This window comes from Vulcanisaeta distributa JCM 11217, assembly GCF_001316005.1.
In the GTDB taxonomy this organism is placed as follows: domain Archaea; phylum Thermoproteota; class Thermoprotei; order Thermoproteales; family Thermocladiaceae; genus Vulcanisaeta; species Vulcanisaeta distributa_B.
On sequence record NZ_BBBJ01000001.1, the window covers coordinates 270,727 to 297,513 of the forward strand.

Genomic DNA, 26,787 nt, shown 5'->3' on the forward strand with positions numbered 1-26,787 from the left:
GGTATTCCCAATACGTAGTGCCGTGCATCACCATCAACTATGCAAAACCTTAATAATGCCAGGCTCACCCTCCTTACCGCTAACCTCAAACCTCACGCCAAGCACTCTCTCGACTATGTATATATTCGTTAGTGCGTGCAGGGTTATTTTAGAAACACCAACCACACCACCGCCGGCGAGGGCCATGTACGGTATAACCATGTCACCCATGTGCTCATCAAGCGCCATACCACTCCTCAAATTCTCGAGTAAATTCCTGGCTGCTTCCTCACCAACCACCTCCGCAGGCTTACCCCCCCTCTCACCAAGCGCGTCCGCACCCTTTATCAAGCCCTTACTTGACACGGCCCACAGGACAATGCCACTGCCAGGGCCTAGATGCGGGTCCCTGCCCTGCTCGTAAGTCTCCACTGCAATGTCAATTGGAACCTTAACCCCCCCAGCCTTAACCAGGTACTCTCTGGCCGAGTTGGCCTGTCTATGAGCCACGTGGGCCGGCAACCTAACCGCGTGAGAAATACCCCCCCTGACCTCCCTCAAATCACCAAACTCAATAACCTCAACAGGCCTTAACTTACTCGGCTCCACCGTAAGCACAACCTCACCACCACCCTTGGGTAATGGCCTCGCCTAACCAACCTCACCTCCGCCTTAACACCGAATAAGCTCAGCATTGGAAGCATAACGAACCTCACGTAGTCAATTGGTGGTGACCAGGGCACGTCAGTTCCGCCGGTTATCGTAACCGTACTCCTACACGGAGCAAACACAAGTATTGGCAATATGGTCTGAATAACAAGCGTAACAGCACCTGCCGTGCCAATGTCAAACCTAAACTCACCACAGCCAATCCTCCCCCCCGGCCTAAACACAAGCTCTGTGGAACCCTTCACGGCACCTGTCACCTGGGCATTGGATATTTTAGCCGCGGCCAGAACACCAGTCAAATGCTGCTGCTGAAGCCCTGGATTACTCCTCTTGGCCCTAATGTTGTATATCCTAACCGGCCTACCCGTGATCGCCGACAGCGCTAATGCGGTCCTAAGTATCTGCCCACCACCCTCAAGCACCGAACCATCAATCTCCACAAGACTCATCACGTGAACAACCAACAAGGACTTTAATACTTAACGCAATCACCATTAAGTCTCCTAAGCGAATCAACAACATCACCACCAACCACCCTAGCATCAACATAATCAACAAATACGGAGAAGACACAACAGAGAAGCTTAATGACTGCCGTAACTCCGTCCCTACCCACAGAGGATTTATCACCAGACTCAACGGCATCCCTCGTAAGGTGAAGTACGTACTTATTAACATCCCTAATAATCCTCTGGGCATCATCATAACCAGGGCACTCCTTGACCCTGCGCCTAAACTCCCTGGCACTCCCGCGTTTTAGGTATGGTAGGTAGTAAATTACGTCTTTATACCTCCTGCCCCTGACAATCTTGAAGAACTGAATTAAACTACGGGAATGGGTGAGTATGGACTCAATGAGCGCCATCTCAATAACGCCCACGTACTCACTCGAATCACATGCAGTGCCTAGGTTCATCAATACCCTATACATGCTCAGTATCCTTTCATACTCACGGATAACCTCCATTAGGTAGCTCCTAAGTGAGCTCATGTGATTAAGTACCTGGGACCAGTTATATTAATTTAATTCAAACCAAACATAGAAAAGCCCAATCGCAGTGGTGACTTGATGGTTAACGAGGGTGAGGAGGCTCCCGACTTCGAATTGCAAAGCCACGATGGGGGGGAGGTAATAAAGCTATCGAATTACAGGGGGGGTAAGTGGGTGGTGCTCTACTTCTTCCCAAAGGCCTTCACCAGCGGCTGCACAAGGGAGACCCAGGAATTCGCCAGGCTCTGGATGAATTCGAGAAGCTGGGCGTGGTGGTCCTGGGCATAAGCACAGACTCCGTAAGCACCCAGAGAAGGTTTGCGGAGAAGTACGGCGTGAAATTCAAACTACTAAGCGACAGCGAGAAACGCGCATCACAAGCATACGGCGTGCTAAGGCCAACAGGGACTGCGGAGAGGGTCACATTCATAATAAACCCGGAGGCAAGGTGGCCAAGGTAATTAGGAGGGTTAAGCCGGAGGAACACCCTGTAAGGACTCTTGAATTCCTGAGACAAAGTATGTAAAACAATGCAAGAATCAATAATATTTATTTCAATATAATTAAAAATAATAATAAATAATATAAGAATAGATTATGATATAAAACATTAATTATTAAAGTTTAATTTTGATAATGCCCTAGCTATTCTCCAAGCTCTCTCAACCTTGCCCTCGCTTACTGCCTCCTCATACATCCTTCTGAGTATATCACGTACCTTTATCGCAAGCTCTGGATGACTTAATACTTCACTTCCTTTTATATAGACGGCGAATCTCTTGCCCCCCCTCCTGCCTAATTTAGCATTATAACCAGCTATTTGTAATCTTTCCCAAATTTCCATAGCATCTTTAAACTCTTTACGATAAGATATGAGTTCAATACTGCCTTTGGTAGTAATGTTTACTGTCATTTTAATGCCATTAATCACATTAATAGATGAATCACCCTTAGCCCTGCCCTTCATATTTGCTAAGATAATTAATCGTTTAAGTTTATTTGCATCTGGTAAAGCGCTTAGATATTCAATGATTATTTTAATCATAATATTACTAAACCATTTCTTAGCTATAGCAATGGCCTTGGAGGTAGAAATCATTATCTCCTTTACAGTCTTTATGCTATATTCCTTAAAGCCGTAATTATACATCCTACCAATTATTGGCTTCCATAAATTATACTTTCTATCACCTATCGTAAGTGCAATTGATTTGTTCTTAATTCTTATGCTACCATCACCGAGAATAGCAAATAATAAAAATATTAAAAATCGTCATCACTAAACTTAATGGCTCTTTCAACTACCTCCTTTTTATTCTTAACACCATGATTCATGGTTGTTAGAACCCATGCGACACTAACATTATCGTCATTGATACTTATACCACTTACATATATATGGACCTTACCTGGATAACTCAGTATCCAGATTATTGCTTGCCAAAGATTGTGCGTATTCATTCTCGGATATCCAGCCCTATCTATGGTACCATCAGTTAAGAGCAAACCATATTCCATAGCATTTAATATAATATCATCAAATAATTTAGGAATGGTTATATGAATACCCTTAAGCTTAGTCAATGTCAACGCTATTGTCCTGCTTCCATTTGCCTTTCTACTTATCGTGATTGCTATATGCCTTGTATATAAATGAACTGCAAAGCTCTTATTTTCTTTATTCGGCTCTCCACTAACTAATATTCTTGCTTCGCCCCCCCTTATTAACTCATTTATTAATTGTTCAAGCTCATGTTTGCCTACTCTTAACCATCTTTTTCTTACACGTTTCAAAAGACCAAGCATTGATTCGGCTATCCTAACCATTGATTTCTTAGTTTCTATAATTACTTTAGTTAGATCTTTATTTGCTTCATTACTATAATGATTACTACCTTTTTCGACAATACTCTGATTACCATTTTCACCTAACTTAAACTCTAGATTATTAATAAACTCGTCTAATGCAATTATATATCTATCAAATGGTGTTCTTGAATCACTTAACAAAATATCCCTATATTTTTCGACTTTGTTCAGAAATTCATTGATAAGTTTCAGGGCTTCTTTCCTAGTAATATTATCAACAAGTTCGCCAGGAATTAAACGTCGATTTCCTTTAACCTTTATACCCCCCCAATATATCTTATTCATTTCGGAAGCTAGCAGAACCATGGGATCTTCATAAGTTATTTTATCAGCATGAGTAATAAATTACTTACACTGCTTAGGTTGAAATAACTTAAGCTGGAAGTAAAAATAATGCATGATAGTAAGAAACATTTTCTGTACGAATTTTACCCATCACCCTCCGTGGAGATAAGCAGGTTCACAGTCAGGCCTGGCGATGTGATATACGTGAACGTGACATACATAGGAGGTAATTCGTTCCAGGTAACCATTAAGGACCTAACAAGGAACGAGGCATACACAGTGACAGGTAGTGTAAGCGGCGCATTACTATCGTCCGCCGAGTGCATACTAGAGAGGCCTACCGTTAATGGCCAGTTAACGGCGCTGGCTAACTTCGGAACTGCGTACTTTGGGCAGGACTACACGGACGTAATGGGCACGTGCTACGCGACGGTGAGCGGTAGCACCGCCGCCTTCGGAACCTTCTCATCAACCGTAGAAATAGTGATGACTGCATACAACGGTAAGATCCTGGCACAACCAAGCTCATTAACCAGCGACGGATCAAGCTTCACAGTAACATACGTAAGCAGCGGTAAGTAAGATAATAATTCCACCCTAAAAATCAAAATAATCAAATACCTATGAAATGCCTTAATACACGCGTTAACGCATGACAACTCCTTAAAATCATCAGTAAAGTCCTAATCCCCCCCAACAACCCAGTTATGGATTAAGCATTGGTTTCAACCTCTCCTTCAAACATTCCTCAAGCCTAATCCTTAACTTATTCCTGGCCTTTCTATCGCCTTGCTCCTCATCTCTTAATTTCTCGCATGTGACCACGTATATCTTTAAACTATTAATCTTCTCACCCAGAACCTTCTTAACGAATTTCTCTCTACCCACGCATCAAGCCCAACCCATTTACCACTATTGGCGCAGATTTCCTCGAGGTAATGCATTAGGAACTTAACAACGCCCTCGGAACCACCTATATGAACTGAGCAATGCTCCTTCAATAACCTACGGGCTACATCATTAGCTTCACCAACGTAATAAACCCCCCCGGAGTCATCAAAGAAGACGTAAGCACCAGCCCCCCCATGAACATCAATGCTCCCACAATTATAGATACCAAACACGCAATCACCAGCAGAAACACCAATAATATTCAAGCAACCCCTAATGACCCGTTCAATATCACCAACCTGAACCATTAATAATCCTTGGTATTTACCATCTTTACTTATTTAGATTAACTGCCTTAAGCATGGGCATTGCTAAGGGTCTTGATCATGAGTATTCCCTACCAATAACCAACACTACATCAAATCCACACCAACACATAAACCACACCTAACAATCAACGATCAACAACTCTAATGCCTCGCTGGGATTCATAATTCCGAAATTCTCTAAAGAGAATAGAAGGGTTGAGTATTGCTCTACGTCTTTTGCTACGCTGATTTGATAACACGGATATGAGTAGGTGTTTATTTTTGTCTTGGTTTGATTTTGGGTTGAAAGTTAGTTTAATATAGTTGTTTGTGGTTGTTGGTTGATGGATTGGTTTGTTTATAGGTCGGTGTTTAGTGGTTTTAATGATTTAGGGGAGGGTCATTGATTGGGTTAGGGATAGGGGGGGTAGTAAAGTATTGCCTTTTGTTTGTGTTTTTCCTGGTAATGCTGAGCATTGGTTTTGGTCCCTTAGGTATTCTGTTGAGGGTGAGGTTGGTTATGTGCTTTGGGGGGGGTGATAGGGTTAGTGGTCCCGTAAGTATTAAAGGCCCTAGTGAGGGTACTGGGTTTCCGTTTAAGGGCCTTGTTGATAGGTACATTGATGCCTTATTTAGGGTTGAGAGGGAGGGTGGTAGTGTTAGGCTGTTGTTGAGGGGGGGTCCTGATGAGGCAACGCCTATTATTGCTCTTTTTCACGTAATTGATGTTGGGGGGGGTTGTTGGGATTGGTTTGGTGACTGATATTACTCTTGATGCCTTTAGGAACTTTAGGTATTGGAGGGAGGATCAAGGTCATTGGATTATTAGGTGGAGGATGAGGGTTCTATGGCTTGATCCTGGTGTTAGAGCCTTCTGTTGAATCCCAGCTTTAGATGGGAAAGTGAGGGGGGGGAATTGATTAAGGTGTTGAAGGATAGAATTACCAATAGGCTTGAGATTAATGTGCCAAGGCAGGGAAATACGTGCTTTACGAATGAGAATCTGCGTAGGGAGGTTTGGCAGAAGATAAGTGGTGTACTTTACAATGATGGTGAGGTTAAATCCATGGTTGAATTTTACGGGCATACAAAACCCTCTGCATCACCTAAGCAGGTTCTTGTCAGTGTTTCTGAATTTAATGTTAATGAGATCGTTAAGAGGGTATCTGAGGATTTTTACTTTGATGAGGGTTTCATTCGTAGGTTCATTAGTGCTGTGTGGTTTGGTAATGTTCTTCTTGTTGGTCCTCCTGGTGTTGGTAAGACTAGTCTTGCTGTTAAAGTTGCCAGGTTGTTGGGTGGTGATGATGGTTATATGATTAGGGTTGCCAATGCCCTTTGGTTTAGGCGTGATGTTATTGGTGGTGAGACTCTTGAGGAGGGCTCTGTTAAGTGGAGGGCTGGCATGCTTATTCAGGCCTATAATAGGGTTGTTGAGAGACTTGTTAATGGTGATAATAGGCTATTTTTCGTTATAATTGATGAGCTTAATAGGGCTGATGTTGATAAGGCCTTTGGTGAGTTCTTTGCGATATTTAGGTCGCCAATCCCAGCGATTGGGAGTTTCCTATTAATTTTATTAATGAGATTGAGGGGGGGTATGGAGAGAGGATTGATAGGGAGGCTAAAGATTTTCTTGAAACTTTAAGTTAGCTAGGGATAAGTATGGTGATCCTAGTTATCCCCTGAGGTATATTAGGATAATAGGTACTATGAACGTTGTTGATATTAGGAATTTATTCATTGTTGGTGAGGCGGCGCTTAGGCGATTTATATTGATGAGTATTAAATGCCCTGAGGGTAATGATGATGTCGATAAATTCCTGGGTAAAACTAAGTATTTGAATGAGGGGGTCTAGGAAGCTTATTGTCGACTTTGTTAAGGAGGTTCGTGGTAAACTTCGTGATAAGCCGCCCTGTGTTTCTCCGGGTGCTGTTAAGTTGGCTGTTGAGTTGTTAGATAACGCTGTTGGTCAGGGGTTGTTGAATGTTAATGATAGGGGGGGGAGCCTGCTTGAGTATTTCGTGAGTTATCTTGAGTCGTCGTTGGGGGGGATTATTATTGGTGAGCCTGTTAAGAGGTTTAGGAGGGTTGTTGATGAGGTTAAGAAGGGGGGGCTTATAAGTGCTAGTGGGAAGTAATTGATATGAGTGAGAGAGTTTCTAGAAGGGTAAGGAGGATTAGAAATTTGTCGATTCTTGTTGGTAAGTATTACTTGGAGCATTATGGTTTACGTAGGTCCTCTAGGATCTTGCGTGTGTTGCTTGGTCGTATTTCCAGTGGTGAAGGTGTGCTTGTCGATGAATTAACGAGGAATTACCTATTTACGTCGATGGGTAATGTCGCCGTTAATGACGCCATTAGCGCGATAAGGAGGGCTATCAATGACTATATTAGGTATAGGGAATTCAATGCAGTTGTTGATAACCAGGTATGGGGGGGTGTTCTCGATGTTCCGCGTACGGTAATTACGTACCCTGCCAAGCTTTATTCATCATTAACCTACCTACCAACTACTAGGTCGCCGGAGTATCTGTTGCTTAGGGAGATGGCGATGAGGATACTTAGGTCCACTAAATACGTAATTGATTGGTACGAAAGTGCGGTGAAGAATAGTACTAGCGATGAATTGAGTAGGGAATTAGGTAATGAGGTTGACGGCTTGCGAAGAAAACGATTGAGGTTGAGGCAGTTAGTTATGAGGTTACCAGCGGCAAATGTTAAATATGGACATGAGGATATTGTGATGGAGGTTGAGAGGTTAATGCCTTATGCGCCATCATGGCTGTTAGAGACTTATGATGCCTACTTACTAAGCAGGTTTATACCTGGTGGGAGGATTTACGCATCGTTGAAGCGCAGAGTTAGTAACCGTGACATGGTACTGCTTGGTTGGAGACTTTATGAAATATTCATTTACATGCTTGTACTCGATATATTCATAAACATGGGCTACAGGATAATCAAGAGAAGGGCTAGGGTGTTAGAACTAGCGAAGGATGGAATTACCGTAGATATTATCTTTAATAGGCCGTTGGAAAATTCGATCATAAACTCCGTTAATTTGAATAAGGATTTAGCTAGTAAGGTAAGGGGGGGTCGACCTGATGTTTCATTAGTTAATGGTAATAGGAAAACAATAGTTATTGAATGTAAGTTCTCTGAATTACCCATGTACATAACCGCCGGTAGATATAAGGTCATGGCCTACATGTACGAGTACAACGCCGAGCTCGGAATATTAGTATTCCCAGGCTTAAACACGAAAAGGATATATGACGAAGAGGATAGGGCAACCGTAAGGCTTTGGGACTTAATTAAGGTCAACGGTTTTGCTGAGATCTCGCTGAATAATGGTAGGAGATTATTCATGGTTAGGGTAGATCCAGGTGAATCTAATGATATTGATGAGGTGCAGAGAATAGCCATGGGAAGATTGGCTAATGTACTTAACTCAGTGCTTCATTAGGGAGCTTATGGAGAGGAGGATTGACGTTAATGAGGTGTCGCTTGATGCCTTGGGTATGAAGGATCCTAGTGAGAGTTCTAGGGAGAGGATGAGGCTTGCCGAGGTTTACCTAAGAGTGTGAGGAGTACCTTGCTAAGGGTGATGCTGTTCAGGCATCGGAAAGGGCGTATAGGGCGGCCGAGGAGGTTGTTAAGGCACTTGCTGAGAGGTTTAGGACGCCGGAGTATCAAAGGGCCTTGGAGGAGGATAGGTGGCACACGTACTTGCTTAGTATGGCTAGTAAGACCTTGGCGAAGAGCTTAGGTGATTGGGTGGTTGATGGTTGGAATGCCGCATATGATCTTCATGTGTGGGGGGGTTTCATGAGGGTAGACTTACGGTGGATTATGTGAGGGTTGATGTGGATAGGGTTAAGGCGATGTTCGGTGAAGCTAGGAAATTATTTGAAGAGAGTCATTAAATTATGATTAATCATATACCGGTATTGAACCTATGCCCGGGAAGTAAGGGGGGGTTTTAAGGCTTTGTAATGGAGAAATGAGACCATAGGTTATCAAGGTAGTTTGTTAAGACAGTGGCCTGTTTAATTGCTATGATGTATTGTCATGACTATAACGTAGTAAGTACGGACGTGTATTGATAATGCTAGTTCGTGATGTTGTGAGTGATTATCGTTCAATCCTCTGTTTAATCCTCCATATACTTCTGCTTAATCGCTGTATTTGGTGGGGGGGTGGAATTAATTTTTATACCTGGTTGTGTTTAGTTTTTGATGGGTAGGTCGAGGTTTGTTGTTGCCCTTGGTGATTTCATTATTGAGGCTCCGATTAGTAAGAGGCAGGCTGGGGGGGCTTTGTTGAGTTTGTTGAGGGTTTTGTATATTGATTACTTGGGTGCCTACCGTAATTACCGTGGTGTTATCCTTAACATTGGTAGGTTTGTCCGTAGGTTGGCCCTTGGGATTGTTAGGGAGTTTGGCATTGAGTGTGATGAGAGTGCGGTGTTTCGTGATCCCTGCCTCATTATTTATGATGTTGGCCTGGACATACCACCCATGGCCTTTAGGGTGAGCAGTGATGCCTCCTTTGAGGACATACTGCGTGAGGTCCTTAGGAGGGGGGGCTTCATTGATGTTGCTGGTGATTTGCATGTGGAGGTGACCTACGTGTATAGGGATGGTGGTAGGTTGAGGGTTGGTGATGATTACTTTAAGGTTGTTGTTAATGGGCTTGATAACATATACATTGAGTATAGGGATCCTGACGAGGAGGACGGTGTGTAATGCTTTACTAAGTCCCTGCACCTTATTGTATATGTCTGTGCTTAATGTGTAATTGAACGTGAAAAGACAACATTTATATAACTGGGCTGTAGTCAATGCCAATGAGCGCTAGTACTGGATTAGGGAACAGCGAGCCTCCTGGTAAGGAGCCATTCTACTTCAAGTCCTTTGATAGGGTCATTGGCGTTGCCCACAATGTCAATGAGTTGAGGAGTGAGTTTGGGAGACTTCTTAGCGTTGATCCTAAGGCCCTTGAGTACCACCTTAGGGAGGGGGGGCACATTGTTCAGTGGCTTGAGTACATAGGTGAGGTTGAATTGGCTAGGAGACTTATCGGTATTAGTGATCCAGGTATGGCCTATGAAGTAATGAATAACTACCTCACAGGTAGTAAGGATGCCACGACTGAGGAGAAGACCTCCGCAAAACAGGGTAGAAGACCCAGTAGAAGGTCTAGGAATTCGAGGAAGACCTAGCCACATCAACCCACCCTTTACCCTTAAAATCACTAGGACCTTGACGAGGTACCTAGCATCCCCCCCGCGCCTTGTTTAGGTGTTCCTGGAGCCCCCCCATGGCTATTAATGCCAATCCCATAGCCGTTATCACACTCCCTCGCTGCACTTGACCAAGTGAGCATTAGGAGCATGCCCAGGGATACCGCGATTATTCCCATGTTCAGCATGGCTGTTGTACCTAGTCCATGGCTCATCATAATGGTATATAAACACAATTAATATAATGATTACTAGGATTATTATGTAACCCATAGCCAGCCCCCATGAGCATTCCAGGTAGCGCACCAATGGCAATTGCAGTGACTGGTAGGGCAGGTTAGCCAAGGTAAATGCACTACTTAGTGACCGCTTGCGCAGGCATGATAAGCTTTTACTTAAGATAATTAACGGCAATATTCAGTGCATACTCTGAGAGTATAGTAAGATGGAGACGCGTCCTTGCTGAGAGCCGTTTAGAATTAGCTTGATGCGTTTCACTTACCCTTCGTTCATTATAACACCATTGATGGCTTTAACATGAATTAAGCAATTACGAAATACTCTTATAAACTTCTGGGGGCAGAAGTTACTTCCGGGGGGGGTGGAAGTGCTCTTTGATTTACGGCCGAAGGATACCAAGTCTGATCTCTTCGATAGGGAGATCGAGCTTAGCAAGGTCATTGAATATGTCGGTAGGTTGGGTTTACCCATTACCCTAGTTCTTGGTTTTCGTAGGGTCGGTAAGTCCTCCTTAATACTCGTAGCTATCAGGGAACTGGGTCTACCGTCGATATATATCGACTTAAGGAAGTTTGAGGAGAGGCAGTACCTGTCATATAGGGACTTCGTCCTTGAGCTTCAACGTGAGGTTAACAATCTCACCAGTAGATTTCCTGGGTTGATCGACTTCCTTAGGAACATAAGTGGCGTTAGTATTATGGGTAATCAAGTCCTCTTCTCCTGGAAGGGCAGTGGCAGAGTTTCCCTTGCCTCATTACTTGATGCCTTAAATGATTGGGCTAGTAATGGCGTTGTTATCGTATTTGACGAGGCCCAGGAGTTGGTTAAGGCGAGGGGGGGCTTCAACGTATTGCCGGTCCTCGCCTACGCATACGATAATTTGAGGAGGATTAGGTTCATAGTAAGTGGCTCAAAAATGGGACTCCTATATAGGTTCCTTAGGATTAGGGATCCTGAGTCGCCACTCTTTGGTCGGGCGATGGGTGTTGTGGAGTTATCGCCTTTCACCAGGGACCAGGCGGTTGAATTCCTGAGGCGGGTTTCGAGGAGTTGGGTATTGAGTTTAGGGATTTTGATGCTGTGTATGAGAGGCTTGGCGGCATCCCAGGTTGGCTCACGTACTTTGGCCTTAGGTACTATGAATATAGGGACCTAAATAAGGCGATTAATGAGACCGTGAGCTACGCGATAGCGTTGATAAGGCAGGAATTCAATAACTTCCTAACCGATAAGGTGGCTGCGAGGGATAGGTACTTGACGATAATGAGGATCGTGGCGAGGGAATGCGCGGGTTGGAGTGAGATTAAGAATGGGCTTGAGGTGGAGCTCGGCATGGAGATTAGTGACTCAAGGATAAGCGAGTACTTAAGGCAATTACTTGATTCAGCCTGGATAGTCAAGGTTGACAATAAGTACTGCCCAGCCGAGCCACTGATAGGTGCGGCATTCAGAACCTAAAGATTAAGTAAGAGCTAAAAAATAAATAAACGATGGAAATAATAAGTGACCGAGTCAGCCATGGGCGTATTCAGCGTTAAGGCGCGCATTTGGAACGTTAGGGAACCAGCGAGGTCAACCACGGTTGACCTACTCGTGGATACCGGCTCAACGTACACCGTAATACCCGCAGGGTACTCGAGGATTTAGGCATCAAGCCCATTAGGACGGTTAGGCTTAGGCTGGCTGACGGTAGGATTGTCGAGAGACCGTTGGGTGAGGTGGGCATTGAGATTGATGGATTCACGGCATCAGCAACGCCAGCCATCTTCAGTGACGAGGGCATATACCTACTGGGTTCAGTAACCATGGAACAACTCGGCCTAGCACCAGACCCCCATTGAAAAGAGGCTAAAGCCCACCGAGGCATTACTAATGATTATGCAAACCAATGCCCTATTTAGTCATTAAATCCTTATTAACTTCCAACAGCATTAATCATTAATGGGCAACACCATGGCCAAGGTTAGGCTCTGCAATCCACGGGACACGGGCAAGTGCCTAGAGCTTGAATTACTTGTTGACACAGGCAGCACCTACACGTGGATCAAGTCCTCAAGGCTCAGGGAACTGGGCATTGAACCAACGACCAGGTGGAGATTCAGGACGATCGAGGGCAGGATAATCGAGAGAGACATTGGCGAAGCATTAATCGAGTGCATGGGCGAAAGGGCAACAACAATCGTAGTCTTCGCCCAGGAAAACGACGCAGAAGTCCTCGGCGTATACTCATTAGAAGGCCTCAGGTTAGAAGTAGACCCAATAACAAAGCAATTAAAGAAAACCGAAGCACTACTCGCAGTATAAATGGATGGTGGGGGGGCCGCCGGGATTTGAACCCGGGATCACTCGGGCATACCCCCCCGCCACCACCGGTCTCAAGCAATGTCCCGGTGGTGGACATCCAAGCCGAGCATCCTAGCCAGGCTAGACTACGGCCCCCCGGTAATGATGGTGACCTAAGTGATTTTTAAGTTTTTATTAATGACTTGCTTAACGATTATGCGTAGGTTTTGAGCATCGATAAAGTAATACGTATCTGTTTGAAATTAATTGACGACTTTCAGCTCAAACTATGAAAGTAATTTATTAATCAGGTTGAGAATAGGCTTATAGATGCCTAATGGCTCTTCAGGTCTCTGATAAGATTAGAGTATGTTGGGGGGCGTAAAAGCTAGGGGTAATAAACGTCTAAAGTGTGGTAATGAGACCGATGAAACCACGAGAAAGGAAGCTTTGAAACTTATTAATGTATTTCTGAACCGAGTCGAGAAGCATAAAGACATTTTATTAAGTGATGAGAAATCACCATTCGACGTCTACATTAATGACTTGTCAAAATTCATTGAATATTTAAGGATTGAGATGTCTGAAGGAGGTAATGAAAAGGTTTCTGAAGCTAGGAATGCTATGCTCAGAATAGCAGAAATAATGCTTAAGCTCTCAAGGAAAGCAAGAAAAAGATGGTTAAAATTATATAAGGTAGAGCTTGAGGAACTAATTGTCAAGCTAACTAAAGGCGAAATGACAATACCGGTAACTGGAGATATAAATAATAAAAATAGGAGTTTTATAGTACATATGTATACTAATCATATAGCAATAAATGCATGCAGGATTGCTAGGAATGGCAACATAACGGTGAAGTTTACATTCACAGGTCTCAAAGGTGAGCATATTGAATCGCCAAAATTATTTAATGATAGTATATTGAAGGCCATGCAGTATGGATTACTTTTGACTGATGGATCGATTTACCAAGGCTATCCAGGAATGGCCACACATCAAATGTGGCAAAGCATCGTGTGGCACCTAGTGTTTCCAGGTAAAAATTACATAGCTATAGATGGTATCAGTATCAATGATAATATAAGCACCGTATGGCAATTGACATCCCTTAACTACAAGTTTGAAGGTAAGAGTGCAGTTAATATTAAGCGTGGTTTTGTTGGGGGGGAGGTTGTTGGTTTTGATGATTGGTTGTTTTTGTGGTTTTTGTTGTTTGCTGTGTTTGGTGATGGTAATGTTGATGTTCAGGATGAGTATGATGTGAGGGAGATTCGGTTGTTCATGGGTGGTGGTAAGTACGTGTTGTGGAGGCCGATTATTGAGAGGTTGAGTGGGTTGGGTTTTAGGGGGGGTGGTGAGTATGGGTGGGAGTGGGTTGTTAGGGGTTAGGTCTTCGAGGGCTGTTAAGTTGGCTAGGGAGTGGTTGGGTGATCCCGTGTTTGGGGGGGTTATTATTGGGGGGGGATTTGGCTCGATTGAGCGATGCTGTTAAGCTTAGGCAATTGATTGGACTGGCTGGCGTGGGTTATAGGCCGAAGGGTAGGTCCTCCGTGATTATTGGCGGTGTGAAAATGACGGTAAGGGTTCGTGACGGTTATGTGGAGTTAGTGGCCGTTCACAAGGATGGAGCCGAAATCACGAAGGTTTTAGAGAGTCTTAAGGCCCTGGGGGGGATTAATGCGAGTGTTACTCCGTGGGGGGGTGGTGGCATGAGCGCCGTGCGTGTAAGGCAGGGTGAGGTGATGAGGCATGATTGGGTTAGGGCCGTGGTATGTGGAAAACTGACTGAAATGCTGAGGGAGGCCGTGGGTAATGGTGATGATGGGAGATCGCGAAGTATTAATGGCGCCATGCTAGGCTCGGCTGCCAAACCACTACCCCCCCGGATTTAATGGGAACCGATAGGTGAATAGGTCTTACAATTAATCATCGCCACCCTGTTCTCAGCCCGACCCTTCCTTTCCTTTTGCTCCAGTATTTCCACCCATGTTAGGAAGCAGTCGGTGATAGTGTTCCCAGTCCACCTTTGCTCCTTTTCACCACCCATGCCCATCAACCCAGGTACTTCCTGAAGAAGTTAACTGTCCTCTCCCAAGCGTCTTTCGCGGCCGCCTCATTATATACCGGCCCACCCTCAGTGGCGAAGGCGTGGTACGTGCCTGGGTAGAAGGCCATCTCGAACCTTGGTTTGTAGGTTAGTACAGCCTTTATTAGGTCTGGTATTCCCTGGTTTATGGCTGGGTCCTCGCTGGCGTAAATAGCCAGTATCGCCCCCCCTTGATCCTGGCTATGTCATTTATATTCTTCGGATTCCTACCGTAGTAAATCACCGACGCGTCAAAGGGCACCCTAGTCGATGCCTCAAAGGCCAGGCCAGCACCCATGCAAAAGCCTATTATGCCCATCCTCTCCACCCTGTACGTACTCTTTACGTAGTTGTACGTGACCACTATGTCCCTGACCATCCTCTCTTCAGTAGCATCCCTATTAACGACCAGCTCCTGCACTATCTCCCTCTCTATCGGCGATAACGAACTCATTAACTCACCGATTGCCTTTGGATCAGCCCTCCTCTCCGGCGGTAGAGACCAAAACCTCCTCATTACACCTGCGATGTTTTGCTCAGTAAATACGTCAGCCCTCCTAGAGTATAGGTTTGGTGCGATAGCCAGGTAGCCAAGACCTGCCAATCTCCTGGCTACATTCCTTATGAATTCCGTGATGCCGAATATCTCGTGTATCACAATCACGGCCGACCTATACGCCGTATCCGGCGTTACCTGGAAGCTGCTAATTCGCTACCGTCGCTCGCCCTATACCTTATGTACTCCTCCCTTGGCATATCTATGGGTTTTACTTGCCGTCTTATTAGGTTTTCGTTATCGGATTTCCGAGACGCGGTGCTTGTTATTTCCCATGCTTCTTTAGAGATAATTTTTTAAGTGCCTGCGATACTCGTTCCCCCCCAGTTCTCGAGGTTTTAAGTATGGCATCCTTAAAGGAGGAGATGGAGAAGAAGATTATGGAGATCCTACCGCCCGAAGCCAAGTTTTCTAAGGTGGATTTTGAGGGGGGGCCTAACGTAATTATTTACGTGATGAACCCAAGGTATGTGATGGAGCATAGCGAGTACATAAAGACCCTGGCTAAGGAGTTGAAGAAGTACATAATCATTAGGGGGGGTGATCCGAAGGTTAGGATTAGGGAGGTTGATAAGTTGAAGAGGGTCATAACGGATATGGTAACTAAGAGCGTGGGCTCGAACATAATTGATGATATTGTCGTTGATGAACCAACAGGTGAGGTCTATGTCTACCTGAAGAAGCCCGTTAGGGAGAGGAGCAAGTTGGAGAAGGAGATACTGGCTGAGACTGGTTGGAAGCCCTGGATAATACCCACGGCGCTTGAGATGGGTAGGGACTTGCCTAGGTCGGACATAGATGCCGTTAAGCAGATACAAATAGCCACTGCGAAGGATAGGCTCGAGTTCCTTAGGAGGCTTGGCATGAGGATTCATAGGGAGCCCATTTACAGGGATGCCAGGATAACCGTTACCGGCCTAGGCGCTCAGATGGAGGTTGGCAGGAGTGCCATACTCGTCAGGACAAAGGAAAGCTCAATACTCCTGGACTGCGGCGTTAAACCATCAAGCTCGGGAGATGAGGCACCGCTACTTGATGAGTTAGACCTGGACGCACTAGACGCCGTAGTCATAACCCACGCGCACATGGACCACATTGGCTATGTACCATACCTATTCAAGTATGGCTATAAGGGCCCGGTCTACATGACTGAGCCGACCAAGTACCTAATGGAGGTACTACTCACTGACTATATTGAGCAGGCGGAGTCTGAGGGTAGGGTTCCACCGTATAGTAGGCAGGACCTCGCACAAGCCCTTTACCACACGATAACCCTTAACTACGCTGATCACCCAACGGACATATCACCAGACACGAAGTTAATGCTCTTTGACGCAGGTCATGAGGTTGGCTCAGCCGTGGTGCACCTACACATTGGTAATGGCCTTTACAACATCATTTACACGGGAGACATGAAGTACGGACCAACGAGGCTCCTGAACCCAGCCCATAATAAGTTCAAGAGGGCTGAGCTGCTCATTATGGAGAGTACCTACGGTGGTAAGGAGGATGTTCAACCGCCGAGGCAGGAAAGTGAGCAGAAGCTTGTTGACTTGGTTAAGCATACCGTCGAGCATGAGGGTAAGGTGTTGATACCCGTGTTCAGTACGGGTAGGGCCCAGGAAATACTCCTGGTACTTAATGAAGCCATTAACAATAAGCAGCTACCAAAGATACCGATCTACGTTGATGGGATGGTGCTGGAGACACTAAACGTACACCTAATGTTCCCCGACTACCTGAATAGGACCCTCAGGGAGATGATATACGACGGCGTGAACCCATTCCTGAGCGAGTACGTTAAGCCAATCGAGAGGGCCAGGGACCCTGAGAAGCGTAAGGAGCAGGTCATGGAGATACTCCAGGGACCACCAGCAGTCATACTGGCCCCACACGGCATGCTCAATGGAGGACCAATAATGGACTACTTCGTGCATGCTGCCGAGGATGAGAAGAACATGCTCATATTCGTGTCGTACCAGGCGGAGAACACGATTGGCAGGAGGATTCAGCAGGGCGAGAGGAAGTTGACTGTTAGGTATTACTCGGATAGGGTGACGCTTGATATTAAGATGAAGGTTGAGTCGATACCGGGCTTCTCGGGGGGGCATAGTGATAGGAGGCAATTGATTAATTACGTGAGAAACATGGAACCAAAGCCTCATAAAATAATGCTTGTCCACGGCGAACCAAGCAAGATAATGAACCTAGCCCTAACCCTGGAGCTTCAGCTGAAGATACCAACGGTGTTCATGAATAATGGGGGGGAGACCCTAAGGCTTGTCTAGTCTCTGCTCTTCCGTAAACCACAAACATAACTATTGCCAATAGGATCACCACAATCGCCACTAAAACCAGGGTAATGATCACGGGTTTTTGAGGCGGTTTATAACCAAGGGCTGTGAGCACGTACATGGCTGCCGACCAGGTTAGTGGCGATGTCGTTGGTAATGGATAGCCAAGCCTTGGGTCTATGGCCTCGGGCAGTAGGCCGTGCTGTGAATGTTCAACACACCATGCTAATATATTATATACACCCGTGTAGTTTCCAATGTCCTCGTAGTACATTGCCAGGAACAACGTGGTTATTAACCAGGGTGGGTCTGGCGCCGTACTGTCATAGAGGCTTGAATCGTAGTGATAATCATCGCCAGGGAACCTTGCTAACCCTCCATTAACCGTTAATACGCGCGTTATTGTTTCGACCGTGCTTACCGCCCTAACACTACGTGGGTTCACAAGTCCCATGGCTATGGGTAGAATTGCCGACGAGTCGGGTATTCCATTCGGTACGTAGGTCACCTGTGATCCGCTGCTTGTGTATACTACCGTGCTCGTGATCGCTTGTGAGTAGAACTTGCCGGTGTAGAAGTAGCTCTGTATCGTGGAGTTTAATTCATCGGCTGCCCTGAGTATCTCCGTGTTGTTAAGACCTAATACCCTATATATCTGTGCTGAGGCGTATAGGCCCAGGTCGTCAATTGCCTGGGTCCAGAAGTTGTAGGCGTAGTTGCTCTCCCAAATGCTTAGGTCCTTGGGTATCAAGCCATTATCCTCACTAATACTCCTCAATTCCCAGTTAAGGGACTTGTTGATGCAGGGTAGCACCGCCAGTAAAAACGACTTATTGTGGGTGTACTCATAGAATTGCCAAACACCTATTTGGAACAGGCCAACACTATCGTACTCAGGAATACCGAAGGTTTTATCCGGTATTCCATACCAGAAGTCATAGCGTGTGTACCAGGTGCCACTTGAATTCTGGGCGCTACACATCCATAGCCAGTACTTCATTGCCGGTCCATAATAACCAGCGGCCTGAAGCGCCATTGCCGCGAATGACGAGTCCCTAACCCAGCTGTAGAAGTATACGGGTTCTGGCGATGCAACGAATTCCCCAGTGACTGGGTTTTGATCGTCCATCAATAGTAGGAGACTTAGGTAATACTCAGTTAGTAATGCACCGCTTAACCTGGGCTTTCTCGCAAGTCCCAGCCAATTACTGACCTCGTTATTGTTAATACTCATTAATTCATTAATTGGAATTATTGATGCGCCACCGAGGTTTAGGACCACGTATGTGTAGTTACCACTAACGCTGAGTATGGTCCACCCATCCACGTTCCTCACCGTAATCCCACTACCTGAGTATATGCTGAATAGAAGTGGTGATTTGATAATCACGAATGTATCATTAATCACCTGGTACGTATAAGACGCAGGCATAAAAACCTCAATAGTCAGTAAGTCTCTAGACCTAGCGATAACGGCTATGGTTGTGTAATTCGGAGGGATGAACATCGACACCTCGCCATTACTGCCCCCTGATAATGACCGTATTATTAAGCGCCAGGTAAGCTTCACTGGTGTTTCCTAAATTCGTGATGGTCACGTTAATGCCGAGTAACCCGTATTGTCCATAAAAAACCTGGAGGATTGATGGAGGCTTGGAGGATTCACCATTTAGTATGGGCTTCGGTATTGGGTATCCAGTGGATATGTAAATGCTAAGGTTCCTCCAATTACTCAGGAGTAGGTATGTGGGTGATGAGGTATTTGTTGGTATTTGTACAGTGACTTGTCGCTGAGTTAATGATAAAGCAATTATTGACGCACCAATTACCAATAATGCAATTCCAATTACTAGGAAGATAACTCTCCAATTCATTGGCTATCAAATCCATGAAGAACTTTAATACTTTATCTAGAGTCAATGTTCAATTAATCAATCAGCAGTACACCTTTTAATGCCTAGTCTATACCTTCCATGAAGTAAGGATATGCTAGCGTACATGCTTGGTATCGTATTAGCCGTGGCTGCATCACTCACCTGGGCAGTATCGCCGATACTTTACAGGGTAGGCGCAACGGACAGCGCGCTTGATGACTTGATATCGAATTCCCTAGGTGCATTCGTACTTGCTGTACCATTTATACTACTCAAGCCACCATTAAATTATGGCGCCTGGCTCTACGGGACCCTCTTTGCAGTGCTTGGACCAGTATTTGGAACATACGTGTTCCTAATCTCACTTAGGTATGCAGATGTGGGTATTGCAAACGTAATCTCCTACGCCTACGTAGTCTTACTCCCAATAATACTGCTCGTGATTAGCCCATCATACCTGGCATACACGTGGCCCGCCGTATTAATAATGATCGGTCTCTACCTAATAATGGGTTCCGGCAAGGGTACACTTTACGGATACCTAATGGCACTACTCTCAGCCATACTCTACGCCTTCTCCTTCCTGGCGCTTTACAGGGCCTATGAGTACACAAATCCCTGGGGGCATAATATTCGTTAGGGGCATTACGCTGATGATGGGTGCATTAATACTAAAGATCGTGATTGAGGGCTTTAGGTTTAAAGTTAGTGGTAAGGTCTTCCTCGCTGGGTTAATTAGTTATGGTATTGGAGGTCCCCCCCTCTATGTCTTGTCCGTGAATTACGCGGGAATCGCCGTACCAACACTAATAACGGCATTATCGCCCGTTATTACCGAGGTCCTGGCGATAATTGAGCTTAAAGAGAGACTGAACCTAAAATCGGCACTCGGTTTCATAGCCGTAATAATAGGCATAATAATAGCATCACTAATCGGCATTCAGATTTAAAATCTAGGCACAATAATTTACTCTGGTGATGATGGGTCGATGATAAGGATGATAGGTGATTTAGGAAGAGACGAGCTGATTGCTAATTCTTATTTTTGACAAAATTATAGCATTATCGCATAATGCTATAATTTACTTTAACAAATATATTATTAAAATAATAAGATAAAATTTATTAACATCAAGAAACATAAAACTACAATGGCTAGCACAGTTCTTGATGAGTTCCTTAAACAGAGAAACATGCTCTTAAATGCGGGTAGTTATGAGGAGGCTAAGGCGAACTTCCGGTGGCCGCCGCCTGGCGAATTTAATTGGGCTGTGGATTATTTTGATAAGTATCTCGCTGAGGCCGCCACTAACCCTGCCCTTGTGTACATAAATGATGAACTATTCAAGACCGGCGATTCTAGGGTCTTCAGTTATCCAGAGCTTAGGGCTAGGTCTAATAGGTTAGCTAATGCACTCACTGAGTTGGGTATTGGACGTGGGGGGGATGTAGTCATGGTAATGCTCAATAACAGGCCTGAGCTCTTTGAGGCCTTCCTGGCGCTAATGAAGATGGGCGCTATAATAGCGCCGGCAACAACATTGTTGCTGCCAGCGGACATTGAGGATAGGGCCGCGAGGGCTCACTTCAAGGCCATAATTGCGGATCCTGAGGTCGTCAGCAGGATCGACCAAATTAGGGATAGGCTTGAGAAGCTTGGTGTTAAGTACTTTATAACCCTCGGTAAGCCAGGACCTGGCTGGATTGATTACTACGAATTAACTAGCGGTAAGTCAGAGAACTTCCAGGGGACTAGGACTAGGACTGATGAATTACTACTGATCTACTTCACGTCTGGAACAACGGCTAAGCCGAAGATGGTCATGCACACCCACTCAAGCTACCCAATTGGCCATCTAACGACAATGTATTGGGTCGGTGCTAAGCCAGGTTATAGGCACATGAATATATCGAGCCCAGGTTGGGCAAAGTGGGCTTGGTCGACATTCTTCGCAGCATTTAACGCTGGCGCAACCACCGTTGTCTATGATTATAGCGGCAGGTTCAGCGCGGCTAATCACCTAAAGGTTCTTGAGAATTACGGCGTTGACACGCTGTGCGCACCACCAACAGTCTGGCGCATGATAATACTTGAGGATTTAACGAAGTACAATCTCGAGAAGATTAAGAGCTTCGTGAGCGCCGGCGAGCCTCTGAATCCAGAGGTCATTGAGCGTGTCTATAAAGCCACGGGTAAGTACATACGTGATGGGTATGGACAGACGGAGACTACGCTCATGGTTGGTAACTTCCCAGGCATGAAGATTAAGCCTGGCTCAATGGGTAAGCCAGCCCCTGGCTATGACGTAGTCCTCGTCGATGAGGATGGAAACCCAGTGGGCACTAATAAGGATGGTCACATAACCGTTAAGACAAGCCCGAGGCCCATTGGTCTAATGGTTGGTTATGATGATGAGAATAAGAATAAGGAGGTGTTTAGGCTTGGCCTTTACTTCACGGGTGATGTCGCCTTCATGGATGAGGAGGGCTACCTATACTTCGTTGGTCGCGCAGATGATGTATTCAAGTCAAGTGACTATAGGATTAGCCCGTTTGAACTGGAAAGTGACTTATTGAAGCATCCAGCCGTTGCTGAGGCTGCGTGGTCCCAAGCCCAGACCCCCCCATAAGGGGCTTCATACCAAAGGCATACATAGTGTTAAAGCCTGGCTACACGCCAAGTAGGGACTTGGCCCATGAAATCTTTAAGTTCATTAGGCTTAACATAGCGCCATATAAGAGGCCTAGGGCCATTGAGTTCGTGCCTGAGTTACCCAAGACCATTAGTGGCAAGATTAGGCGTGTTGAGCTTAGAGGCCTTGAACGTGAGAAGAGGAGTAAGGGCATTAGGGGGGGTGAGCATGAGTATTTTGAGGATGACTTCCCAGACATTAAGCAGATGAGGGTGTAATATTGCTAGATCATTATAAAATGATTTTTAAATTTAGTATTGTCTTTTTCCTCAATGTCTAGCGCGATAAGGAGGATTAGCCTTGGGGGGGTTGATTGGCTTGATTACGCAATGCTTGGTGGTGTGCCAAGGGGGGGTAATTGGCTACTGGTGACTGGTGAACCTGGCGTTGGTAAGTCAATACTCACGATACAGGCGGCTGGGGGGGCCAATGTGGATGCCATGCCCGTGGTCTTCGTCTCCACGGAGACCAGGTTTTTCGACGTTGTTAGGCAGGCTAGGCAGTTCGGTATTGACCTCAGCGACGCTGTTAGCCTTGCCGATGTATTGGCTGGTAAGGTTAAGGACGTCAAGACGAACCTAGTCGTTATTGACTTATTCGGACTTGCCAGGCAATACAGGGAACTACTCAAGGCGAGTGAGGAAGAGGAGGGTAAGTCCAAGGCTAAGTCACCACTGAGTATGGAGGTTGTAATGGCCTCAATAGAGAAGGCTTACGAGGTCCTTGGCGTGAGTGAGGAGGGCAAGGTGACTAAGGATGTCCTAGTCATTATTGATTCCCTGGCTCCCATGTGGCTCATGCGCCGGCAATGGCTAGGCTCATCACGTATCGATTAAGGCAGAGGCTGTATAGGAGTAATGTTACTGTAATAATGACTAATCAATTTGCACCAACCACGGGCATGACCTTCGGGTTCGGCGCAGAGCACATCGCCGATGCAATAATACACATGTGGATTGAACAGCCTGAGAAGAAGAAGGAGATTGAGAGGTGGCTCATCATTAAGAAAGCTAGGCTCACGAATCATTATAGGAAGGCAATGAGGTATGAGATAGAGCCTGGCAGAGGATTAACACTTATAGAGCCTAGCATTGAGGAGTTGAAGAAGTGGTTTGATGAGTATGCAGGTAAGCAGGAATCAAGTGGGGGAGGAATAACTGTAGCCAAGAAGTAATAATGGCAATGGAGGAGTTTCTATGGACCTTATTAAACGGTGGTAGCAGGGAGAACGTGGTAAATAGATTAATGCATGCGGTGAGTATGCCAAGCCCTACTTAGATGTGGTCAATGGTAATGACCCAGGTAGCACGATATCTGCTGCGGTGTCGTATTACCAATACGTTAGGCTCGCCAGAGGAGATCTGCATATAAATGGGAATTACCTAATGGGTATTGACGAAGATCTCGTAAGGCCTGATTCTACGTATTCAGTGATTATTGATAACATGACCCGCGCATTGAAGGCTCAGGATTACGTAACGGCAAGCTTTCTGGCGGACCTGGCATTTATCGCCAGGTCATACATACTCTGTGTGGAGAATAATAATGAGGATTCGTGTGATTGGATTAGGAGGGCGTTTAATGTGAGGGTTTTGATCCTTAGAAGATTTAGCAATTATTGAGCGGCCTGAACTTATAGCCGTAGTTTATCAGGCCGTACGTGCCATCCATCTTAACCATTCTAAACACGACCTCAACATCAATGCCAGGACTTAACTTATCAGTCCATGCAATCCACTATCTGACCAACAACCTTAACGCCACCAAGATCCACTATGCCTATTACCAACGGCTTCATCTTCTCAAACTCGACAGGCACTGAGTAAAGTACTGTGAAGTTTACGAGCTTGCCCGTGCTTGGTAATGGGTATGGCTTAAACTCCCTGGAACCGCACTCACACACAGCCTTGGCGGGAAGTATATGCGCCCGCACTTAACGCATTGGACACCCTCGAGCCTATAGTACTGAGGCATCCTTCTCCAGTACCTTGGTATGGATAGTCTCTGGTCAACCATGTCAGCTCACCCTCCTGAGGATTATCGATGTTGATACTAAATCGAAGCCAGCCATGTCTTGAACAATTCCCAACTCAGCCCTGCCCAGCGATTCAAAGGGCTTCGCATTCATTAGCTCCATAACCATTAATGCCAATTCATACATACCCGACGCACCCCCCCCTGGAAATCCCATGGATTTAAGTCCACCACCTGCATTAACAACTAATTTATTACCCGCGTCTAAGGCACCCGTAGATAGAAGTCTCGGCGTCTCACCAGGCCTCACGAGACCCATGGACTCCAGCGCCAGCATGCCGAGTATGCTGTATGTGTCGTGAACCTCAGCAAGGTTTATGTCGCTTATTGAAACGTGAGCCATCCTAAGGGCCATATTGGTGGCATCCCTAACAGAGTAAAGCTCGGTTAATGAATCCCTCTGGCCTAGGTATGTCCCGTAGGCGCCAACGCCAATACCATCAATCCTAATCACAGCGTCACTCTTAATTGGTTTATTGCATAGTATGACTGCGGCTGAACCATCCACGGCAGGTGCAACATCATAAAGTCTCAGTGGGTCGGCAACGACCTCCGATTCAAGTACATCCTTAAGCGATGCTTGCTTCTTCATGTACGCGAGTGGGTTCTTGCTGCCTCGCTCATGCATCTTTATTGGCCATATCGCCAGATCCTCATAGTCATAGCCATACTTAATCATGTACTCCTTCATCGCCATCGCCGCCTGGGCGGCTGGCGTTACGCCAAAGAAGCCCTCATACTCGTAGTCAGTGATTGTTGATAATGCCTTATTCAACTTAACATTAACCACATCATGCATCTTCTCAACACCGACAACTGCGACGCAATCATAAATGCCCGCCTTAACCATGTTATAGGCCTCTAGGACAGCAATGCCGCTTGATCCATCACCACTCTCAATCCTAATGGCAGGTATTCTCCTGAGCCCAACATAATCCGCCAGATAGGCACCTAACACACTTTGGTCCTGGAGCACCTCTGAGAAGGCATTGGCCACGTATATGGCGCCAAGGTTAGTATTGCCTACTTGATCAAGGACCTTTAGGAAGGCCTCAGCGAATAGCTCCTTCAACCCCCCCTTCTCATAATGCCTACCGCCAGGTACCAGGGAGTGCGCTACGACATATACTTCTGTCGTATTAAACACCAGCAGTTGCCATAAATGTGAAGTTTTTAAATATTCCCTGGATATAGCCCATATAATGGTTGAGGAAATAAGCCTTGAGGACGTATTCGCAAAGATTGATAGAGGCGAATTGAAACTCCACGAACTAGACAAACTCTTCAATGATTCAAACAAAGCAACGGAGATTAGGAGGAGATACATCGAGAGCAAGGTCAATGTGAAGCTTGAGAATGTGGGTAAGACAGTCATAGACTTTAACACTGTGGTTGGTAGAAATATAGAAAATACGATAGGTGCTGCGCAGGTACCAATAGGCATCGCTGGACCACTGCGCGTGATTGGTGATTACGCCAATGGACTTTACTACATACCGCTGGCGACCACGGAGGGCGCACTAGTGGCTTCCGTGAATAGAGGTGCTAAGATCGTCACTGAGTCAGGTGGTGCTAGGAGTAAGGTCATTAATGATGGCATGACTAGGGCCCCCCCCGTAATAGCCGTACCAAGCATTATTGATGCTGTTGAACTCGTTAACTGGGTTAATGAGCATTTTAATGAGGTGAAGAGCGTGGCTGAATCCACCAGTAGGCATGCAAGACTGGTTAGTATTCAGCCATTCATTGTTGGTAATAATGTTTGGCTTAGGTTTAAGTTCACGACGGGGGATGCAATGGGCATGAACATGGTTACAATAGCCACCGACAAGGCCGTTAAGTACATACTCAGCAACTTCCCAAGGGCGCGCCTAGTCGCACTTAGTGGCAATATGTGCGTAGATAAGAAGGCCAACGCTGTAAACTTCCTACTCGGTAGGGGGTAAGACCGTGATCAGCGAGGTCGTAATACCGAGAAGCACCCTGGAGAAGTGGGGGGGTGTCACTGCGGAGGATGTGGCCGAGGTCAATAATAGGAAAAACCTGCTTGGTTCCGCGTTAGCTCACTCATATGGCTTCAACGCCCACTTCGCTAATATAATTGCAGCTATATTCATAGCCACGGGTCAGGACGTGGCTCAGGTCGTTGAGTCTAGCATGGGTATTACCTGGATGGAACCTCTCGATAATGGTGACCTCTACGTATCAGTCACATTGCCGAGTCTCGAGGTTGGCACCGTCGGCGGCGGCACCGGATTACCAACACAGAGGGAGGTTCTTCAAATGCTTGGTGTTTATGGCTCAGGGAATCCTCCCGGTACGAACGCACTTAAGTTTGCAGAGATAGTGGCTGCAGCCGTACTTGCTGGCGAGGTTAACCTGGTGCTTGCCTTAGCGAGGGATGAGTTAGCTAGAGCTCATGAAATGCTTGGTAGGGCTGGCAAGAGAAGTAGTGCGTAGGGTTTTAGGTATTATAAATCTAT

35 protein-coding genes, 1 tRNA gene and 4 pseudogenes are annotated in these 26,787 nt (G+C 45.8%); 26 read left to right on the forward strand and 14 right to left on the reverse strand.

Translation table 11 applies throughout. The annotated features are described in order from the left end of the window. Window positions 1-33: 33 nt before the first annotated feature. Window positions 34-1,097: pseudogene (rtcA, locus tag JCM11217_RS01640) on the reverse strand (RNA 3'-terminal phosphate cyclase). Between the two features lie 23 nt (window positions 1,098-1,120). Then, the gene (locus JCM11217_RS01645; RefSeq protein WP_054841848.1) at window positions 1,121-1,639 is read right to left on the reverse strand and encodes a hypothetical protein; all 519 of its coding nucleotides are present in this window, start codon (window positions 1,637-1,639) and stop codon (window positions 1,121-1,123) included. A 78-nt stretch (window positions 1,640-1,717) separates the two neighbouring features. Here JCM11217_RS01645 and JCM11217_RS01650 point away from each other — a divergent pair. Further along, a pseudogene (locus tag JCM11217_RS01650) lies at window positions 1,718-2,165 on the forward strand (peroxiredoxin). 84 nt (window positions 2,166-2,249) lie between these two features. Here JCM11217_RS01650 and JCM11217_RS01655 read toward each other — a convergent pair. Next, a complete protein-coding gene (locus tag JCM11217_RS01655) occupies window positions 2,250-2,789 on the reverse strand; it encodes a hypothetical protein (RefSeq protein WP_054841849.1) in 540 nt (179 codons plus the stop codon). Window positions 2,790-2,902: 113 nt separating this feature from the next. Further along, window positions 2,903-3,793, reverse strand: a complete 891-nt coding sequence (locus JCM11217_RS01660) for a hypothetical protein (protein WP_243677977.1) — start codon at window positions 3,791-3,793, stop codon at window positions 2,903-2,905. A gap of 159 nt (window positions 3,794-3,952) precedes the next feature. Here JCM11217_RS01660 and JCM11217_RS01665 point away from each other — a divergent pair, with 159 nt between their 5' ends. Continuing rightward, the gene (locus JCM11217_RS01665; protein ID WP_243677978.1) at window positions 3,953-4,375 is read left to right on the forward strand and encodes a G1 family glutamic endopeptidase; all 423 of its coding nucleotides are present in this window, start codon (window positions 3,953-3,955) and stop codon (window positions 4,373-4,375) included. A 123-nt stretch (window positions 4,376-4,498) separates the two neighbouring features. On the opposite strand, the gene JCM11217_RS12570 is transcribed toward JCM11217_RS01665, so the two are convergent. Further along, window positions 4,499-4,681: a hypothetical protein gene (locus JCM11217_RS12570; protein WP_243677979.1), complete on the reverse strand. Its 183-nt coding sequence runs from the start codon at window positions 4,679-4,681 to the stop codon at window positions 4,499-4,501. Then, complete coding sequence (locus JCM11217_RS01670) at window positions 4,627-4,992, reverse strand: GIY-YIG nuclease family protein (protein WP_243677980.1); 366 nt, start codon at window positions 4,990-4,992, stop codon at window positions 4,627-4,629. Before JCM11217_RS01670 ends, JCM11217_RS12570 begins: the two co-directional genes overlap by 55 nt. 403 nt (window positions 4,993-5,395) lie before the next feature. Here JCM11217_RS01670 and JCM11217_RS01675 point away from each other — a divergent pair, with 403 nt between their 5' ends. The 9 genes and pseudogenes from JCM11217_RS01675 (at window position 5,396) to JCM11217_RS01705 (ending at window position 10,220) form a co-directional block, all read left to right on the forward strand. Beyond that, complete coding sequence (locus tag JCM11217_RS01675) at window positions 5,396-5,755, forward strand: hypothetical protein (protein WP_054841851.1); 360 nt, start codon at window positions 5,396-5,398, stop codon at window positions 5,753-5,755. 162 nt (window positions 5,756-5,917) lie between these two features. Then, window positions 5,918-6,640 carry an ATP-binding protein gene (locus JCM11217_RS01680; RefSeq protein WP_243677981.1) on the forward strand — a complete coding sequence of 241 codons (723 nt, stop codon included), beginning with the start codon at window positions 5,918-5,920 and terminating at the stop codon, window positions 6,638-6,640. 64 nt (window positions 6,641-6,704) lie between these two features. Continuing rightward, window positions 6,705-6,851, forward strand: coding sequence for a hypothetical protein (locus JCM11217_RS12575; protein ID WP_243677982.1), 147 nt, complete (start codon window positions 6,705-6,707; stop codon window positions 6,849-6,851). Next, window positions 6,838-7,134, forward strand: coding sequence for a hypothetical protein (locus JCM11217_RS01685; RefSeq protein ID WP_054841853.1), 297 nt, complete (start codon window positions 6,838-6,840; stop codon window positions 7,132-7,134). The genes JCM11217_RS12575 and JCM11217_RS01685 overlap by 14 nt, the downstream gene beginning before the upstream one ends. A gap of 5 nt (window positions 7,135-7,139) precedes the next feature. Then, window positions 7,140-8,462, forward strand: a complete 1,323-nt coding sequence (locus JCM11217_RS01690) for a hypothetical protein (protein WP_054841854.1) — start codon at window positions 7,140-7,142, stop codon at window positions 8,460-8,462. Beyond that, window positions 8,437-8,583, forward strand: coding sequence for a hypothetical protein (locus tag JCM11217_RS12580; protein ID WP_243677983.1), 147 nt, complete (start codon window positions 8,437-8,439; stop codon window positions 8,581-8,583). The genes JCM11217_RS01690 and JCM11217_RS12580 overlap by 26 nt, the downstream gene beginning before the upstream one ends. A gap of 58 nt (window positions 8,584-8,641) precedes the next feature. Then, window positions 8,642-8,854 (forward strand): annotated as a pseudogene (locus JCM11217_RS12585) (PaREP1 family protein); the annotation flags it as partial. A gap of 380 nt (window positions 8,855-9,234) precedes the next feature. Beyond that, window positions 9,235-9,744 (forward strand): hypothetical protein, encoded by a 510-nt coding sequence (locus JCM11217_RS01700; RefSeq protein ID WP_054841855.1) that lies wholly within the window; start codon window positions 9,235-9,237, stop codon window positions 9,742-9,744. Between the two features lie 101 nt (window positions 9,745-9,845). Further along, window positions 9,846-10,220: a hypothetical protein gene (locus JCM11217_RS01705; protein WP_054841906.1), complete on the forward strand. Its 375-nt coding sequence runs from the start codon at window positions 9,846-9,848 to the stop codon at window positions 10,218-10,220. Window positions 10,221-10,252: 32 nt separating this feature from the next. Here the strand turns inward: JCM11217_RS01705 and JCM11217_RS01710 are convergent, their stop codons facing one another. Next, window positions 10,253-10,456, reverse strand: a complete 204-nt coding sequence (locus tag JCM11217_RS01710) for a hypothetical protein (RefSeq protein ID WP_243677984.1) — start codon at window positions 10,454-10,456, stop codon at window positions 10,253-10,255. 386 nt (window positions 10,457-10,842) lie between these two features. Here JCM11217_RS01710 and JCM11217_RS01715 point away from each other — a divergent pair, with 386 nt between their 5' ends. The 4 genes from JCM11217_RS01715 (at window position 10,843) to JCM11217_RS01725 (ending at window position 12,785) form a co-directional block, all read left to right on the forward strand. Beyond that, window positions 10,843-11,637 carry an ATP-binding protein gene (locus tag JCM11217_RS01715; RefSeq protein WP_243677985.1) on the forward strand — a complete coding sequence of 265 codons (795 nt, stop codon included), beginning with the start codon at window positions 10,843-10,845 and terminating at the stop codon, window positions 11,635-11,637. Further along, on the forward strand, window positions 11,532-11,939 hold the full coding sequence (locus JCM11217_RS12590; RefSeq protein ID WP_243677986.1) for a hypothetical protein: 408 nt from the start codon (window positions 11,532-11,534) through the stop codon (window positions 11,937-11,939). The genes JCM11217_RS01715 and JCM11217_RS12590 overlap by 106 nt, the downstream gene beginning before the upstream one ends. Before the next feature lie 45 nt (window positions 11,940-11,984). Beyond that, window positions 11,985-12,128 (forward strand): hypothetical protein, encoded by a 144-nt coding sequence (locus tag JCM11217_RS12595; protein WP_243677987.1) that lies wholly within the window; start codon window positions 11,985-11,987, stop codon window positions 12,126-12,128. A gap of 294 nt (window positions 12,129-12,422) precedes the next feature. After that, window positions 12,423-12,785: an aspartyl protease gene (locus JCM11217_RS01725; protein ID WP_243677988.1), complete on the forward strand. Its 363-nt coding sequence runs from the start codon at window positions 12,423-12,425 to the stop codon at window positions 12,783-12,785. 8 nt (window positions 12,786-12,793) lie between these two features. Here the strand turns inward: JCM11217_RS01725 and JCM11217_RS01730 are convergent. Then, window positions 12,794-12,920 (reverse strand) — tRNA-Pro (locus tag JCM11217_RS01730). 213 nt (window positions 12,921-13,133) lie between these two features. On the opposite strand from JCM11217_RS01730, the gene JCM11217_RS01735 reads away from it, so the two are divergent. Both JCM11217_RS01735 and JCM11217_RS01740 read left to right on the forward strand, forming a co-directional pair. Further along, complete coding sequence (locus JCM11217_RS01735) at window positions 13,134-14,156, forward strand: hypothetical protein (RefSeq protein WP_054841857.1); 1,023 nt, start codon at window positions 13,134-13,136, stop codon at window positions 14,154-14,156. A 77-nt stretch (window positions 14,157-14,233) separates the two neighbouring features. Continuing rightward, window positions 14,234-14,659, forward strand: a complete 426-nt coding sequence (locus tag JCM11217_RS01740) for a hypothetical protein (RefSeq protein WP_243677989.1) — start codon at window positions 14,234-14,236, stop codon at window positions 14,657-14,659. Window positions 14,660-14,819: 160 nt separating this feature from the next. On the opposite strand, the gene JCM11217_RS12600 is transcribed toward JCM11217_RS01740, so the two are convergent. Both JCM11217_RS12600 and JCM11217_RS01745 read right to left on the reverse strand, forming a co-directional pair. After that, window positions 14,820-14,990 carry a dienelactone hydrolase family protein gene (locus JCM11217_RS12600; protein WP_243678028.1) on the reverse strand — a complete coding sequence of 57 codons (171 nt, stop codon included), beginning with the start codon at window positions 14,988-14,990 and terminating at the stop codon, window positions 14,820-14,822. A gap of 8 nt (window positions 14,991-14,998) precedes the next feature. Beyond that, complete coding sequence (locus tag JCM11217_RS01745) at window positions 14,999-15,517, reverse strand: dienelactone hydrolase family protein (protein WP_243677990.1); 519 nt, start codon at window positions 15,515-15,517, stop codon at window positions 14,999-15,001. A 236-nt stretch (window positions 15,518-15,753) separates the two neighbouring features. Here JCM11217_RS01745 and JCM11217_RS01750 point away from each other — a divergent pair, with 236 nt between their 5' ends. Next, entirely contained in the window at window positions 15,754-17,697 is a 1,944-nt protein-coding gene (locus JCM11217_RS01750) for a beta-CASP ribonuclease aCPSF1 (protein ID WP_054841859.1), read from the forward strand. Here the strand turns inward: JCM11217_RS01750 and JCM11217_RS01755 are convergent. Both JCM11217_RS01755 and JCM11217_RS12605 read right to left on the reverse strand, forming a co-directional pair. Further along, window positions 17,660-19,210: a glycoside hydrolase family 15 protein gene (locus JCM11217_RS01755; RefSeq protein ID WP_243678029.1), complete on the reverse strand. Its 1,551-nt coding sequence runs from the start codon at window positions 19,208-19,210 to the stop codon at window positions 17,660-17,662. The two genes, JCM11217_RS01750 and JCM11217_RS01755, sit on opposite strands and share 38 nt — an antisense overlap. 13 nt (window positions 19,211-19,223) lie before the next feature. After that, complete coding sequence (locus JCM11217_RS12605; protein ID WP_243677991.1) at window positions 19,224-19,577, reverse strand: hypothetical protein; 354 nt, start codon at window positions 19,575-19,577, stop codon at window positions 19,224-19,226. 112 nt (window positions 19,578-19,689) lie between these two features. Here JCM11217_RS12605 and JCM11217_RS12610 point away from each other — a divergent pair, with 112 nt between their 5' ends. The 7 genes from JCM11217_RS12610 to JCM11217_RS01775 all read left to right on the forward strand — a co-directional run bounded on the left by JCM11217_RS12610 (window position 19,690) and on the right by JCM11217_RS01775 (window position 23,892). Beyond that, window positions 19,690-20,217 (forward strand): hypothetical protein, encoded by a 528-nt coding sequence (locus tag JCM11217_RS12610; protein ID WP_243677992.1) that lies wholly within the window; start codon window positions 19,690-19,692, stop codon window positions 20,215-20,217. 13 nt (window positions 20,218-20,230) lie between these two features. Further along, entirely contained in the window at window positions 20,231-20,527 is a 297-nt protein-coding gene (locus JCM11217_RS12615) for an EamA family transporter (protein ID WP_243677993.1), read from the forward strand. Window positions 20,528-20,728: 201 nt separating this feature from the next. Next, window positions 20,729-22,207, forward strand: coding sequence for an AMP-binding protein (locus JCM11217_RS01765; RefSeq protein ID WP_243677994.1), 1,479 nt, complete (start codon window positions 20,729-20,731; stop codon window positions 22,205-22,207). Then, window positions 22,180-22,488 (forward strand): hypothetical protein, encoded by a 309-nt coding sequence (locus tag JCM11217_RS12620; RefSeq protein ID WP_243677995.1) that lies wholly within the window; start codon window positions 22,180-22,182, stop codon window positions 22,486-22,488. Before JCM11217_RS01765 ends, JCM11217_RS12620 begins: the two co-directional genes overlap by 28 nt. A gap of 54 nt (window positions 22,489-22,542) precedes the next feature. Next, window positions 22,543-23,106, forward strand: a complete 564-nt coding sequence (locus JCM11217_RS12625) for an RAD55 family ATPase (protein WP_243677996.1) — start codon at window positions 22,543-22,545, stop codon at window positions 23,104-23,106. After that, complete coding sequence (locus JCM11217_RS12630) at window positions 23,079-23,444, forward strand: ATPase domain-containing protein (protein WP_243677997.1); 366 nt, start codon at window positions 23,079-23,081, stop codon at window positions 23,442-23,444. The genes JCM11217_RS12625 and JCM11217_RS12630 overlap by 28 nt, the downstream gene beginning before the upstream one ends. Before the next feature lie 106 nt (window positions 23,445-23,550). Next, complete coding sequence (locus tag JCM11217_RS01775; protein WP_054841860.1) at window positions 23,551-23,892, forward strand: hypothetical protein; 342 nt, start codon at window positions 23,551-23,553, stop codon at window positions 23,890-23,892. 98 nt (window positions 23,893-23,990) lie between these two features. On the opposite strand, the gene JCM11217_RS12635 is transcribed toward JCM11217_RS01775, so the two are convergent. Then, complete coding sequence (locus tag JCM11217_RS12635; RefSeq protein ID WP_243677998.1) at window positions 23,991-24,203, reverse strand: OB-fold domain-containing protein; 213 nt, start codon at window positions 24,201-24,203, stop codon at window positions 23,991-23,993. An 84-nt stretch (window positions 24,204-24,287) separates the two neighbouring features. After that, on the reverse strand, window positions 24,288-25,451 hold the full coding sequence (locus tag JCM11217_RS01785) for an acetyl-CoA acyltransferase (protein ID WP_054841861.1): 1,164 nt from the start codon (window positions 25,449-25,451) through the stop codon (window positions 24,288-24,290). 55 nt (window positions 25,452-25,506) lie between these two features. Here JCM11217_RS01785 and hmgA point away from each other — a divergent pair. After that, window positions 25,507-26,764, forward strand: a pseudogene (gene hmgA / locus JCM11217_RS01790) (hydroxymethylglutaryl-CoA reductase (NADPH)). The last annotated feature ends 23 nt before the right edge of the window (window positions 26,765-26,787 follow it).